Origin of the sequence: Brevundimonas sp. BH3, from assembly GCF_045345115.1 — a bacterium.
Lineage (GTDB): Bacteria > Pseudomonadota > Alphaproteobacteria > Caulobacterales > Caulobacteraceae > Brevundimonas.
On record NZ_CP150796.1, the window covers coordinates 1,000,490 to 1,014,551 of the forward strand.

Here is a 14,062-nt window from a genome sequence, read left to right on the forward strand (position 1 = left end):
GAAAAAGGCCCGCTGTTTCCAGCGGGCCTTTCGTTTTTAGAAGATGATCTTGCGGAAATTGATCCGGAAGGTCCGGCCCATTGGGTCCAGATAATGGGGTTGATAGGCATTGGGCGTATTGCCTTGGGCGTCGGTGACGCTGAGGCGTTCATCGAACAGGTTCTCGATACCTATTGAGACACGCGCGCCGGTCAGCCACGGGAATTTCTCGACCCACTTGGTGCGTTGGCCGAGGTCGGCAAACATGTGCAGGTTCACGGTCGCCAGATCCGAGAAGTTCAGATCGCCGGACGTGCCGCCTGCCACGCGTGTGCCTTCGGCCCAGTTGGCGTTCATGAAGGCACCCATGCCGCTCTTGAATACACCGGCCTGGAGTTGCAGCTCGTTCTGTGACTGGCCGCCGCGCGAACCGGTCGCGCCGCCATCCAGCAGGTCAATGACCGGCAGACCCTGACGGATCGTGATCTCGTCGGTCATGCGATAGGTGTGATACAGGCTGACATTGAAGCGGCCCTGACCGGGCTGCATCTGGCCACCGCGTCCGCCACGGCCACCGCCGCCGCCATGCATGGCCATGCGAGGACCGCCGCCGCCTCCGCCAGCACGCGGGCCACCACCCGAAGGCGGACCACCGGCGGGACCACCTTGCCCCCGCGCGCGCTGCATTGCGGCCGGATCAGGTTTGCCAAAGGCGGTCGAGAAGTTTAGGCCCCAGCGGATTTCTTCCTTGAGGCTGTTCTCGTAGTTCAGAGGACGGGCATCGATAGAGATCAGATTGCCCGCAAGATCACGCTCGAAACGCTCCGGCAGAGCGGCTTCCAATGCAGGGGTTATTGTCGGGAAGCCCGAAATCACGCCATCGGTGTCTGTACGGGTATAGTTGGCCGTAAAGCGCAGGTCCTTGTTTTCGAACGGGGTATAGTTCACACCCAGACGCAGGACCGATTTGTCTTCGGCCGACAGGGCGGTATTGCCGCCTTCGATACGGTTGATGATGACGCTCTGACCTGTTGCAAAGTCATAGACCGGCACATTGGGCGTGGTCAGGGTCGGGTCATTCAGTTGCGCCATCGACGGCGCTGATTGTTCCTGCGCATAGCTGGCCGTCAGGTTCAGCGGCGACCACGGCGACCAGTTGAAGCCCAGTGTCATACTGTTCAAACCGCCAAAGTCCGACAGGTCCTGTAGCTGTACGTTCAGGTTTGCCGACAGATCGCCCAGCTTGCCGAGGGTACCGATATCGCGAGAGGCCAGCGGCAGGTTGAAATTGCCCGATGCGCTGAAACGGTCGCGCGACAGGCTGCGTTCGGAATAGGTGCTGGTATTGTCCTGCGCCGAGAAGCGCAGGTTCTCGGCTTCCTGTTTCTGGGTATCGAAACCGGCCTTGAAGGTGGCTTGTAATGCGCCTGTTGGAGCTTCCCACAAGGTGCCGTTCAGCACGCCCTCGACATTGGCTGAGGTGTTGATCGACTTGGCCTCGTCGTTCGGATTGAACGGAACGCTGCCCAGATCGCCGAACGGATTGATGGTTCCGGCAATCACACCGGCCTTGAGGGCATCGGTATTTAGACCGCGACCCGTCGTGGTTTCGGTTTGATTGCGCTTGACGCCACCACTGACGGTCCAACGCCATTCACCGGCATAGCCGTCGGCAAGGGCATTGATATTGGCGCTCAGCGCATCGCTTTCACGCGACAGGGCCGAGGGCGCATCGAAGAAACGATGCACCTGCACGTCATTGGCATAGTCGGAGAACGGGCTGGAGGACGGCAGGTCCATCACCACACCCGGCAGACCTAGATAGGTCATGCGGTTGGTCTGCTCGATATTGCCGCTGACGGTCAGGCCGATGCCGCTTTCGAGATCGCGCTTGTACGAGCCGGTGACTTCATAGCCGCGACGGCGCGGGTTCAGGGTCTGGTAGGCAGTGAGAGGCGTATCGTCGCCGCGAAGCGTTCCTGCAGGAGCTTCCAGCTCGCGGTTGATGTCACGCTCGCTTTCATACAGCGGGCTGTCTGCTTCGTATTCGATATCGAAGGTCCAGCGCTGGGTCCCACCGATGCGGACAATATTGGTTTCCAGCTCGGACTGGGTGCGGCCACCCAGATCAGGACGTTTGAGTTGGCCCTGTACAGCCACGGAGCGGAAGTTTTCTTTCAGTACGAAATTCACCACGCGCTGATCGGCGGTGTAGCCGTAGGACAGGGCGGTTTCTTCAGGCAGGATTTCGGTGCGCTCGATGGCTTCGGGCGGGATGCCGCGAATTTCCTGAAAACCTGAAATGCGACGTCCATTGACAAGGAAGACCGGCGAACCGCCACGCGCCGAACGGGTCAGCGGTTCCAGCAGGGTCATCAGTTCTTCGATGGTGCCTGCGCCATAGGCCTTAAGTTGTTCGGCATCCAGCACAGCCTCGGGTTCATATCCGCCCAGAGCTGTCCCGCGACGCGACGCAGTGACAGCATTCAGGGTACCCAGATCATAGGTGTCGTCTTCGCTTTGGACAGGTGTCTGGACCGGCGCGTGGGCCTGTTCGGGTTGCTGCTGGACGGGCGCGGTGGCCGGAACGTCTGAGGCGATGGATGCCAGGGCAAGCAAGAAAGTGACAGGCGACATATCGGTTCATCTATAACGTATAGGCAGCAAGGCTGCTCGGGGGAGGTTCGTACAAGGGCTAGGACTGTGGGGGTGAACCGCACCTGAACCATTGTCGATTTGAAAAACTTTGTTCCACATTTCGCGTTCTGCGGCGGAGCATACAGTGGGTCTAAACGCGAACGGGGGCACAATCCGTCGATTGTGCCCCCGTCTTATTTTTCAATGATATCGAGTGTGTCTTTAGAAGCGCACCCGGATGCCGGTGCTGATGCCGCGACCACGCAAGGGAGCACGCTCGCCAAGGAAGGAGGCGTGGCTCCATGCTCTTTCGTCCAGCAGATTGGTGCCGCGCACAAAGATTTCTGCGTCGGCAGTATCACCAATATTGAAGCCGTAGGCGACGCTTGCGCTCAGCAGATTGTAGCCGGGGGTCTTGGTCTCGTAAGCGGCAATGTCCGACTGTTCGAACACGCGAGTATAATCGATTTCGCCTGACCAAGGACCACTAAAGGCCGACAGACGCCCACCGAGGCGACCGGCAGGGATGCGCGGCAGGTTACCGCCATTATCTAGCTTGGCGCGGACATAGTCGCCATAGACGGTGCCGCTCAGCCACGGGGTCAGTTCGGCAGTCACTTCGCCTTCGAGGCCAGTAAAGCGGGCATCGGCCTGTTCATAACGGATAAGGCGGAAATCCTCGTGCTGGTCCAGCGTATTGGCGAAGATATAGTCTGAATAGTCATAGTGATAGGCGCTGAGTGTGCCGGTGATGCGGCCCTCGCGCTTGCGAAGCGTCAGCTCGGCCGAGTGGACCGTTTCCAGATCAAGTGTCTGGGTACCCAACTCATAGGTGTTGGTGGCCAGATGGACGCCGTCGGCAAAGAGTTCCTGAGCGGAGGGGGCGCGTTGCGAGCGGGCCAGTGACAAACCTACAGACCATTGCGGTACAAAATGCCAGACGGCGGCCGCCGAGACGGACAGGGGATCGTTATCGATACTGTCTGCACCCTTGATGGCGGTCTCGGTCCAGTCCTTGCGGATTGCCCCTTCGAGGTGCCACAGGCCGATCTCGTATTCTTCCATCAGGAACAGGCCGGTGGACTTGGTTTCAGTCGGGCGAAGATAGGATTCCAGGCCGACAGCGCCGAACTCGTTGTCGCTGACCTGAAGGCCCACGACACCGCGCAGACCGTTCCATTCGGTGTGCTGGACTTCGAGGCGCGCGTCATAGCCCTTATTGGTGAAGGTGGTCTGAACCTCGCCTTCCTCGACCTCGTCGTGGCGATAGTCGGTGTGGCCGGCACGCAGACGAATACGCTCGATACCCGGCATGACGTCTTTCAACTCGCCGCGAATATCGACGCGCTGGCTCTTCAGGCGAACTTCGGGCGCGGCGTGATCATGCTCGCCTTCGTGGTCATGATCATGTCCGTCATCGTGGTCGTGGCCATCATCGTCATGGCCGTGACCGCCACAGTGCAGGTGGGTGCCGTGCGGGTGACAGGAGGCGAACTCATGGCTGTGTCCCGCCAGACCATAGGTGCTTTTCTGCTGGGTATAGGCGGCACCCAGATAGCCTTTTTCACCGATCCATGACGCGCCGATCGTGCCGGTAAAGGTATTGTTATAGGAGCCTTCCAGACGGTCATGTTCGCCGTCGGGGATGCGATAGTCGTCGCTACGACGGCCTACAGCCTCCAGACGCAGGGCGAACTGGCCCGCACCGACGGTGACACCGGCCACACCGGTATTCTCGTCATCGACGCTGCCATAGCGGTATTCCAGAACGCCTTCGCCGCCGTTGACGGGAATGCGGGTAGGGATCTTCTTGTCCAACAGATTGACCGCGCCGCCGATAGCACCACCGCCAAACAGCAGGGCCGACGGGCCGCGCAGAATTTCGACACCTTCCAGCAGCATCGGCTCGCCCGATACGGCGTGGTCCGGCGAGACTTCCGAGGCGTCGATCAGGGCGGCCCCTTCGCTCAAAACCTTTACGCGCGGGCTGGCCTGCCCCCGGATGACCGGACGGCTGGCACCGCCGCCAAAGGCGTCGGAGTTCACACCGGGCAGGCTGGTCAAGGTATCGCCAAGGGTGGAACTGCGGCGGTGGACAAGGTCTTCGCCGCTCAAGAGGGCTACGTGGCTGGCGACATCATTACCAGCACGGCCCAGAGGCAGGGCGCGTACCACAACCTCCTCGACTTCTGTGACGTGATCGTGTGGGTCAACGCTTTGCGTGGTGGTTTGCGCATGGGCTGCACCAGCGCCGAGGGCCAGCAAGGATACGGAGAACAGAAGGGTTTTGGACGTCATGGGCACCACCGACAAGAACTGAGGTCTTTTTGCTATGTTATATTGTATCACCATGCAAGCGCCGTATTTTGAAATATCGGGAGCTTTGCCTCTGGCTGTTGCGTTAAGCGCACATTGCTCTGTGCATGAGCGGGGTGAGGGGTGGAGGAAACACAATGCGAGCGATTAAATACCTGATGCTGTTGCCAGTGCTGTTGCCGGTCCTGTCGGCCTGCCAGCAGCCTGCGCCCGAGGAGACGGGCGGCCAGTTGCAGATGCCGCATGCTGCCGCCAGCACACCTGTTCGCTATACATGCGGTACGGGTGGGGATGTCGTGGTGGCCTATGACGAGGGCGAGGTGGCGCATCTGACGCTGGACGGGCAGGCGATGAACCTGATGGCGACCGCCAGCCTGCGCGGTAGCGCCTATAGCGACGGCAAGGTGCGCTGGGATGTGGTGCAGGAGGACGGGCAGGAGGTTGCCCGCCTGACCTTGGCCGATGGCACAGTGCGCCAGTGCACGCGGCCGTCACCTACGGCGGCCCCTGCGCCCAGCCTGACCGCCTGTCGGGCCGACCAGCTACAGCTTGAAACCGGCGAGGCCGACGCGGCGATGGGGCATCGCCAACAGGAGATGCGACTGTCTCTGAAGGGAGAGCGCGCTTGCATCCTGCCTCAGTGGCCGGAACTGGAACTGGTGACGCAAAAAGAGGCTGCGCCAGTGAAAATCGAGCGAACTTCCGACAGCTATTTTGCAGCATCCCAAGGTCAGACCCGCATCGAACTGAAACCACAGCAGGTGGTCAGTTTCTATCTGGGCTGGGGCGTGATCCCGCACGAAGGCGAGGGCGAGACGAAATGTCCGCAGGTTTCGGGCTGGACCCTTAAGGCACCGGGGGGCGGGCAATTAGCCAGCGTTCCGGCCTCGATAACGGCTTGCGGTGGCAAGGTCACGGTATCGGCATTTGCTACGGACGCAGGCGCTAGGGATGGTGCGCCCTAACGCTGTGATAAAAAGGGTTTAATACTGCCGAAATTCAGCGTAGCGGAGCAAACATGACCCAATCAGCCAATCCCGCCTTCTACGAACGTGTGTCTGCCGAACTGGCGGACATTGATGCTCAGGGCCTGACCAAGCCCGAGCGTGTTATTGCCTCGCGCCAAGGTCCGGTCATCTCGGTCAATGGCCGCAATGTGCTGAACTTCTGCGCCAACAACTATCTCGGCCTTGCCGGTGACGAACGCGTCACGCAGGCCGGTATCAAGGCGCAGGAAAAGTGGGGTGCGGGCACCGCATCCGTCCGCTTCATCTGCGGTACACTGGAAATCCACAAAGAGCTGGAACGCGCCATTGCCGACTATCTCGGCTTTGAGGACACCATACTGTTTGCCGCGGCGTTCGACGCCAATGGCGGTATCTTCGAGCCGCTGTTCGGGGCCGAGGACGCGATTGTTTCCGACAGCCTGAACCACGCCTCGATCATCGACGGTGTACGCCTTTCCAAGGCCAAGCGTTATCGCTTTGCTAACTCCGACATGGCCGACCTAGAGGCGCAACTGAAACAGGCCCGCGCCGACGGTGCCCGCGACATCATCATCGCCACCGACGGTGCGTTCTCGATGGACGGCTATATCGGCAAGATCGACGAGATCCGTAAACTGGCCGACCAGTACAACGCCCTGATCATGGTCGATGACTGCCACGCCACCGGCTTCCTTGGCGACAAGGGCCGTGGCTCGTTCGCCCATTGCGGCGTGAAGGTCGATTTCGTCACGGGTACGTTCGGCAAGGCGCTGGGCGGTGCCATGGGCGGCTTTATCTGCGCCGATGCCAATGTGGTGGCTCTGTTGAAACAGCGCGCCCGTCCGTATCTGTTCTCGAACGCACTGGCCCCCTCGATTTGCGGCTCTTCGATTGAAGCCATCCGTATCGCAGCGGGCGACGAGGGCGATGCCCTGCGCAAGCAGTTGTTCGCCAATGCCGAGCGTTTCCGCTCCGCCATGGCCGCAGCCGGTTTCGACCTGCTGCCGGGCCAGCATCCGATCATTCCGGTGATGCTGGGCGATGCCAAGCTGGCGCAGGACATGGCCGCCCGCCTTCTGGAACTGGGCGTCTATGTGATCGGCTTTAGCTTCCCCGTTGTGCCGCGCGGTCAAGCCCGCATCCGCACCCAGATGTCGGCAGCCCATACTTTTGAACAGATCGACCAAGCGGTCGCCGCCTTTACGCAGGCGGGCAAGGAACTCGGAGTCATCAAATGACCAGCTATCCCACTGGCGAAATGCAGGCACTGGCCAAGACCAAACCTGCCGAAGGTCTGGAACAGATTACGGCTCCGATCCCTGAAATGGGTCCGGAAGACGTGCTGATCCGCGTGCGTCGCACGGCGGTGTGCGGCACCGACATCCACATCTGGAACTGGGACGAGTGGTCGCAAAAGAACGTGCCGGTGCCGATGATTACCGGCCACGAATTTGCCGGTGACATCGTTGCCATCGGTGCAGACGTGGACCGTCCGCTGAAGATCGGCCAACGCGTTTCGGCCGAAGGCCACGTCATCGACCTGAACTCCGAAGCGGCCCGTGCCGGTCACTTCCACCTCGATCCGCACACGCGCGGTATCGGCGTAAACCGTCAGGGCTGCTTTGCCGAGTACGTTGTGGCTCCGGCCTTCAACGTCATCGAGCTGCCGGACGATGTGCCGTACGAAATCGGTGCCATCCTCGATCCGTTCGGCAATGCCGTTCACACCGCACAGCAGTTCGACCTGCTGGGTGAAGACGTGCTGGTCACGGGCGCAGGTCCGATCGGTGTCATGGCTGCGGCTGTGGCCCGTCACGCCGGTGCCCGCACCGTGGTGCTGACCGACATCAACGACTTCCGTCTGGAACTGGCGCAGAAGGTCGTACCGGGCGTTCGCACCGTGAACACCACCAAGGAAGACCTGCATGACGTGATGAAGGAACTGGGCCTCAAGGTCGGTTTCGACGTGGCGCTGGAAATGTCGGGCTCGCCGATTGCCTTCAAGCAATGCGTGGACACCCTGATTATGGGTGGCGGTCTGGCCCTGCTGGGTATTCCGGCCAAGCCGACCGAGACCGACTGGGGCCAGATCATCCTGAAAGCCATCAACATCAAGGGCGTCTATGGCCGCGAGATGTTCACGACGTGGCGCAAGATGCTGGGTCTGCTGAAAGCCGGTCTGGATCTGCAACCGCTGATCACCCACCAACTGCACTATTCGCAGTACCGTGAAGGGTTCGAAGCGATGAAATCCGGCCAGTCCGGTAAGGTCATCCTGAACTGGGATTGATATCGACCTAGATTTGAAGCCGCCGGAGATCAGTTCTCCGGCGGTTTTTCTTTGGTGCTCTCTGGTGCCAGCTTGGCCGTGGTGAGGGCCCATGTCGCGGGGAGCCCAATCGCGCAGAAGGCGAGGAGCAGGCCGATCTGACCGCCCCATTCTGCGGGGAATTGGTGTCTCAAAATCCAAAACGCTGTGAACAAAAGCATTCCGATGGCTGCGCTTTGGCTGCGAGGCACAATTAACGTTGCCGCACATGCCTTACAGGCGAAGGATGAGCCGAGCCGCCATTGCGTTTTCAGAAATGGAATACGGGTCTAACAGCTTGGGCAGCGTGGCCCCATTTGATTTTCCTTCGCCGGGAACTTTCAGATACCGAAAGTTTAAGGCGTTCTCTTAACGGCGCAATGAGAGGCCGTAATTGGCCGCCTCCATCACGGCGTCCGGCACGGTGCGTTCTTCGTCGCTGATGGCGGGATGGTCCAGAAGCATGGAGCACTCTGTAAGCGGCCAGCCTCTTGACGCAAGGGCCGCAAGGGGGGACGGAGGCGAATGAATTATCGTCACAGCTTCCACGCCGGAAATTTCGCCGACCTTGTCAAACATGCGCTTGTGCTGTGGTTGATCCGCCAGAGGGCTGAACAAGGGCCGCTGATGGTGCTGGATACCCATGCGGGGGCGGGGCTTTATGACCTGTCGGGCGACGGTATGCGCTCCAAGGAAGCCGAGGCCGGTGTGGCGCGTCTGATGACCGCCGATAACCGTCCGCCGCTGATCGAGGCGCTGGCCAAGGAAGTGGCGTCGTTCAATCCGCAGGGTGGGGTGCGTTTCTATCCCGGCTCGCCGGTGCTGATCGCCCGTGCCTTGGGCAAAGGCGGCACCTATAAGGGGTTCGAACTGAACCCTCCGGTGAAGGCTCTACTGGACGAGGCGCTGAAAGATTATCCGAACGCGCAAGGTTTTGAGGGCGACGGCTATGACCTGACCGAGGCGGCAGCCCTCAAGGTGCAAGGCCCGCTGGTGCTGATCGACCCGCCGTTCGAGCGTGGCGACGACTATATCCGCTCGGCCGAAACCGCAGCCCGCATCGTCAAGCGCGATCCCAAGGCGGTGGTGGCCATCTGGACCCCGCTGAAGGACATGGAAACCTTTGACGGCTTTGTACGTCGTCTTGAAGAAGCCAAAGCCCCGCGTGTGCTGGTGGCCGAGGCGCGTCTACGTCCGCTGAACAATCCGATGAAGATGAACGGCTGCAGCATGACGGTGGTTAATGCGCCGTCGGGAACCGATGCGGCAGCGGCGGAAATCTGTGGCTGGGTGGCGCAGACCCTTGGCGATGAAAAGGCAAGGGCGGAAATCTGGCGGGCCAGTTAGGCTTAGTTTTTGCTTTTTAGTTTTTCTGGCAGGTGCCTCAAAGAAGCTAAGGGCCGCTGCCATTGCCTCGGCGGCTCGGGCGCTCCAGTGTAGGGCGCTGAGTATCGATTGAAGCAGACCTATGAAGCCGATTGCCATTCTCGAGACAGGGTATCCGCCCGAAGCCCTGCGCGACAGTTTTGACGACTATCCGGCCCGTTTCCGCGCCCTGCTGGGCGAGGGGGCCAAGACGGTACGCTATGACGTGCAGAACGGCCATCTGCCGGAAGACCCGTCGCACTATGCGGGGTGCATCGTCACCGGATCGTCGGCAGGGGTCTATGAGGACCACCACTGGATACCGTTGCTGACCGACTGGCTGCGGGCGGCACGCGGCAAGACGCGCCTGTTGGGTATCTGCTTTGGTCACCAGATCATGGCCCATGCCTTTGGCGGGCGGGTGGAAAAGTCGCACAAAGGGTGGGGCGTCGGGCTGCATAGCTATCAGGTGATGACGCGCGAAAGCTGGATGCACCCGCGCGCGGACAGTATCGCCATTGCTGTGTCGCATCAGGATCAGGTGGTAGCCGTTCCCGACGATGCCCGTGTAATCGCCCAAAGCGCATTCACCCCCTATGCGGGTCTGGCCTATGGCGAGGATGCCATGACCTTTCAGTGCCATCCCGAGTTCCAGCCCGCCTATGCCGCGGCCCTGACCGAGCTGCGTCGCGGTAGCCGGATCGCCGATGAACTGGTGGACGAAGCACTGGACAGTTTGAAACGACCTAATGACCGGGCCGTGCTGACGGCGTGGGTGCGGGCGTTTCTGCTATTGACCCCGCCGCCCGTTGAAGGAGATGGCTCGGGTATTTGACGGCTGATAAGGGTTGTGAAACCCCGATAGGATAAATCGCGCTGGGGCTCTCTTCAGAGGGGGCGTGGGGAGCGTTATCGTTTAGTCGTCTTGAGTGTCGTGCTTGTTATCCGCCATCTGCTTTGTCGGGCCCTGAAGAAGGGAGCCGCGACAGCTCTTGTATGTGCGCTGTGTCTACCTACAAGCACGGCCTTAGCCGTTGATGCGGTTGACGACCGGCCAACGCGTCTGTTGGCCGAGGTCGAGGCCCGTGCCTCCCGAACCACGTTTGCAGACCTTGAGCGGTTTGGAACCGAGGCCGAAGCCCTGCGGACCACAGAAGGCTTGCGCCGTCTCCAGCATGTTGTGGGCCTGTACATCAATCAGAATGAAGGCACCAAGGCGCTGGAATGGAACGCACGTCTTAAGGCGCGAGCGACGGCGTTGGATAGCGAGCGCTTCCGTGCGGTTGCGCGGCTGAACAAGGCGATTGTCGACCATGAGGCCGGCGACAACCATGCAGTGGATACGATCCGTCAGATTATGAACGGCACATCCGACTGGTATGTGCGCGTTACGGCGACACGGTATTATGCACTGATATGTTTTGACCTGCACCAGATCGGCGAGGGGCTGCGACTTCTGGCAACCGTGCAGGCTCAGATTCCCGATGGAGACCCTCATACGGCCATGGCACGCAGCGGCATATGGGAGATTATGGGCATCGGCCTGATGGCCCTGAACGATGTTCGCGGAGCCAGTGATGCTTTTATCCGCTACGAGCTGGATTATAACGATAATGGCTGGCCGAGGCCCGATTTCGACAGCATCTATAATCTGGGCAGCATGGCCATCCAGGTCGGAGATGTTGCCAATGCCGAACGGTTCTATGCGGCGCATGACCGTCTGACCCGCAAGGCCAACCTGCCGGGACTGATTGGCTATAACGCCATGATGTGCGCCCGCGTGGCCACTATGCGTGATGACATGCCCAGGGTCATGACATGTTTGCAGGCGGCTCAACCGTACTTGGCCGAGGACAAGCTGCTGGAAATATGGGTGCTGCCCCTTGAGGTTACGGCATTGTCCCGCATGGGGCGTGTGACCGAGGCCGAACAGGCTATGGCGCGCTGGAAGACGATCGATAACGAACAAAAACAGGGCACGCTGGCCGGCGATCAGGGGCTGAAGGCCCGTGCCGAGCTATTGCTGGCCAAGGGGCAGACGACGCAAGCGGTGGCCCTGATGCGCCTCTATCATCAGCGGGACTCGGAACGGCAGTCGCGTGTGTATAGTGAGGGCATCCACCAGATTACGCAGGACATGCAGGAACAGCTGTCCCACCGTCGCCGACAGCTGGAAGTCGAACAGGCCAATGTGCGTTTGCAGGCGGCGATGATCCGCGGCCAGACATGGGTTGTGGGCATAAGCCTGTTTTTCCTGATCTGCGGGATTGCGACTGCGGTATGGTTGTGGATGCAGTCGCGGGCCTTGCGTCGCGCCCGTCGCAATGCCGAACGGGCCAATACGGCCAAGAGCCAGTTTCTGGCCAATATGAGCCATGAAATCCGTACCCCCTTGAACGGGGTGGTGGCGATGGCAGATGTGCTTCACCGCAGTGACCTCAAGGATAAGGATCGCGAACTGGTCGAGGTGATCCGCAGTTCTGCGGGGACGCTGGAACGCCTGTTGAATGATATTCTGGACAGTGCACGCATTGAATCGGGGGAACTGCGTCTGGAAGCTGCCCCGTTTAATGTCTGCTCAATGCTGGAAGGTGTGCAGCAGTTGTGGAGTGTTCGGGCCAAGGACAAGGGCGTGCAACTGGTGCTGGAGGGCTGCCCAGAACTTGATCATGTTGTGACGGGCGATGAGGCACGCTTGCGTCAGGTACTGAACAACCTTGTCTCAAATGCTGTGAAATTCACCGACACTGGGACAGTCACCATTCGGGCAGAGCGGCTGGAGGGGGAGCATATCCGCTTTAGCGTGACCGATACGGGGGTGGGCTTTGACGAGGCTGCGCGCCAGCGTCTGTTTGCCCGTTTCCAGCAGGCCGACGAATCCATCACGCGCCGTTATGGCGGGTCGGGTCTGGGGCTGAACATCTCGCAGAACCTGATCGCCCTGATGGGGGGCGACATGAGTTGCGAGAGCCAGCCCGGCAAGGGGTCGTATTTCTGGTTCGATATCCTGCTGCCCGCTGTCAACGCCGAAGCGGCCGAGGACAATGTCGAACGCAAGGACATTATGCTGGATCATGCTGTTGCGACGGCCAAGGGTTTGGGGCTGAAGGTTTTGCTGGCCGATGATCATGCGCCCAATCGCAAGGTGGTCGAGGTCTTGCTGGGATCACTGGACGTAGAGTTAACGACGGTTGTGGATGGCCAACAGGCGGTCAACGCGTTCGAGGGCGGTTATTTTGATTTGGTCCTGATGGATATGCAGATGCCTGTCATGGATGGACTGACGGCGACGCAGCGCTTGCGCGAGATCGAAAGGCGTGACGGGCGGGTCCACACGCCGGTTATTATGCTGACGGCCAATGCCATGCGCGAGCATGTTGAGGCCAGTATAGCAGCGGGTGCAGACAGACACTTGACCAAGCCTCTGACGGCGCAATCACTGATAGACTGCATGGCTTCTGTCCTTGAGGAAGCAGCCTGACGCGATGGAATAAAAAAGCCCGCCACCTTATCGGTAGCGGGCTTTTGTTTCGGTTTCACAGGGGCCTAGGGCCACTTTACCACGGGTGGCATAGACGACAGGATGGAGTCGACATTCCCGCCGGTTTTCAGGCCGAACATGGTGCCGCGATCGTATAGCAGGTTGAACTCGACATAGCGGCCACGACGGACCAACTGTTCTTCGCGCTGGGCCTCGGTCCATGGTTCGTTCATGCGACCGGCGACGATATCGGAATAGACCTTCAGGAAGGCTGTGCCAACGTCTTGGGTGAAGGCAAAGTCCTTCTCGAAGTCGCCGGAGTTGTGGTGGTCATAGAAGATGCCGCCCGTGCCGCGCGGTTCGTTGCGGTGAGGCAGGAAGAAGTACTCATCGCACCACGCCTTGTATTTAGGATACCAAGCGGCGTCATAAGCGTCGCATGCGCCCTTCATAGCCTCGTGGAACTTGATCGTGTCGGGATGGTCGTCACGACGGTCACAATCCAGCACCGGCGTCAGATCGCCGCCGCCGCCAAACCAAGTCTGGGTCGTGGAGATCAGGCGCGTATTCATGTGAACCGCAGGAACATTCGGATTCACCGGATGGCAGATCAGGCTGATACCTGTTGCAAAAAAGCGCGGGTCTTCGGCAGCACCCGGTACCGTCTTGGCGTAATCAGTGGGAAATTCGCCGAACACGGTCGAGCAGTGGACGCCGACCTTTTCAAAAAGACGGCCCGACATCATGCCCATGACACCGCCACCGCCAGCGGCGCGGTCCCATGGGGTGCGGACAAAGCGGCCAGCCTCGCCTTTGTACAGTTCTGATGATGCAGCATCTTCCAGAGCTTCGAAACCGGCATGAATCTGATCGCGCAGGTTTTCAAACCAGATGCGGGCGCGTTCGCGCTGCTCGATCATCAGGTTAGGAATAATTTCGGTCATGAGGGCTTCAACCACGATGTAGGCTCGGTGAACAGTCCGAGTATGG

General features: G+C 60.1%; 9 protein-coding genes. 6 read left to right on the forward strand and 3 right to left on the reverse strand.

Annotated features, from left to right (window positions below; genetic code table 11):
- Positions 1 to 36: 36 nt before the first annotated feature.
- Together WEU32_RS04700 and WEU32_RS04705 are read right to left on the reverse strand one after the other, a co-directional pair.
- Positions 37 to 2,616: a TonB-dependent receptor gene (locus WEU32_RS04700; protein WP_406853060.1), complete on the reverse strand. Its 2,580-nt coding sequence runs from the start codon at positions 2,614 to 2,616 to the stop codon at positions 37 to 39.
- Between the two features lie 222 nt (positions 2,617 to 2,838).
- Positions 2,839 to 4,914, reverse strand: a complete 2,076-nt coding sequence (locus WEU32_RS04705; RefSeq protein ID WP_406853061.1) for a TonB-dependent receptor domain-containing protein — start codon at positions 4,912 to 4,914, stop codon at positions 2,839 to 2,841.
- A 155-nt stretch (positions 4,915 to 5,069) separates the two neighbouring features.
- Between WEU32_RS04705 and WEU32_RS04710 the strand changes: the two genes are divergently transcribed.
- The 6 genes from WEU32_RS04710 to WEU32_RS04735 all read left to right on the forward strand — a co-directional run bounded on the left by WEU32_RS04710 (position 5,070) and on the right by WEU32_RS04735 (position 13,072).
- Positions 5,070 to 5,897 (forward strand): DUF4232 domain-containing protein, encoded by an 828-nt coding sequence (locus WEU32_RS04710; RefSeq protein ID WP_406853062.1) that lies wholly within the window; start codon positions 5,070 to 5,072, stop codon positions 5,895 to 5,897.
- A 53-nt stretch (positions 5,898 to 5,950) separates the two neighbouring features.
- Complete coding sequence (locus tag WEU32_RS04715; RefSeq protein WP_406853063.1) at positions 5,951 to 7,156, forward strand: glycine C-acetyltransferase; 1,206 nt, start codon at positions 5,951 to 5,953, stop codon at positions 7,154 to 7,156.
- A gap of 20 nt (positions 7,157 to 7,176) precedes the next feature.
- A complete protein-coding gene (gene tdh / locus WEU32_RS04720; protein ID WP_406853400.1) occupies positions 7,177 to 8,208 on the forward strand; it encodes an L-threonine 3-dehydrogenase in 1,032 nt (343 codons plus the stop codon).
- A gap of 543 nt (positions 8,209 to 8,751) precedes the next feature.
- Entirely contained in the window at positions 8,752 to 9,573 is an 822-nt protein-coding gene (gene rlmJ, locus WEU32_RS04725) for a 23S rRNA (adenine(2030)-N(6))-methyltransferase RlmJ (protein ID WP_406853064.1), read from the forward strand.
- Between the two features lie 121 nt (positions 9,574 to 9,694).
- A complete protein-coding gene (locus WEU32_RS04730; RefSeq protein ID WP_406853065.1) occupies positions 9,695 to 10,426 on the forward strand; it encodes a glutamine amidotransferase-related protein in 732 nt (243 codons plus the stop codon).
- Positions 10,427 to 10,657: 231 nt separating this feature from the next.
- Positions 10,658 to 13,072 (forward strand): ATP-binding protein, encoded by a 2,415-nt coding sequence (locus WEU32_RS04735; protein WP_406853066.1) that lies wholly within the window; start codon positions 10,658 to 10,660, stop codon positions 13,070 to 13,072.
- Between the two features lie 65 nt (positions 13,073 to 13,137).
- On the opposite strand, the gene hemF is transcribed toward WEU32_RS04735, so the two are convergent.
- The gene (gene hemF / locus WEU32_RS04740; RefSeq protein WP_406853401.1) at positions 13,138 to 13,992 is read right to left on the reverse strand and encodes an oxygen-dependent coproporphyrinogen oxidase; all 855 of its coding nucleotides are present in this window, start codon (positions 13,990 to 13,992) and stop codon (positions 13,138 to 13,140) included.
- Between the last annotated feature and the right edge of the window lie 70 nt (positions 13,993 to 14,062).

Bases quoted from the DNA above. Each gene is read 5' to 3' on its own strand.
- tdh (WP_406853400.1), top strand. From the start codon at position 7,177: ATGCAGGCACTGGCCAAGACCAAACCTGCCGAAGGTCTGGAACAGATT.
- WEU32_RS04715 (WP_406853063.1), top strand. From the start codon at position 5,951: ATGACCCAATCAGCCAATCCCGCCTTCTACGAACGTGTGTCTGCCGAA.
- WEU32_RS04700 (WP_406853060.1), bottom strand. From the start codon at position 2,616: ATGTCGCCTGTCACTTTCTTGCTTGCCCTGGCATCCATCGCCTCAGAC.
- WEU32_RS04705 (WP_406853061.1), bottom strand. From the start codon at position 4,914: ATGACGTCCAAAACCCTTCTGTTCTCCGTATCCTTGCTGGCCCTCGGC.
- WEU32_RS04710 (WP_406853062.1), top strand. From the start codon at position 5,070: ATGCGAGCGATTAAATACCTGATGCTGTTGCCAGTGCTGTTGCCGGTC.
- WEU32_RS04730 (WP_406853065.1), top strand. From the start codon at position 9,695: ATGAAGCCGATTGCCATTCTCGAGACAGGGTATCCGCCCGAAGCCCTG.
- hemF (WP_406853401.1), bottom strand. From the start codon at position 13,992: ATGATCGAGCAGCGCGAACGCGCCCGCATCTGGTTTGAAAACCTGCGC.
- rlmJ (WP_406853064.1), top strand. From the start codon at position 8,752: ATGAATTATCGTCACAGCTTCCACGCCGGAAATTTCGCCGACCTTGTC.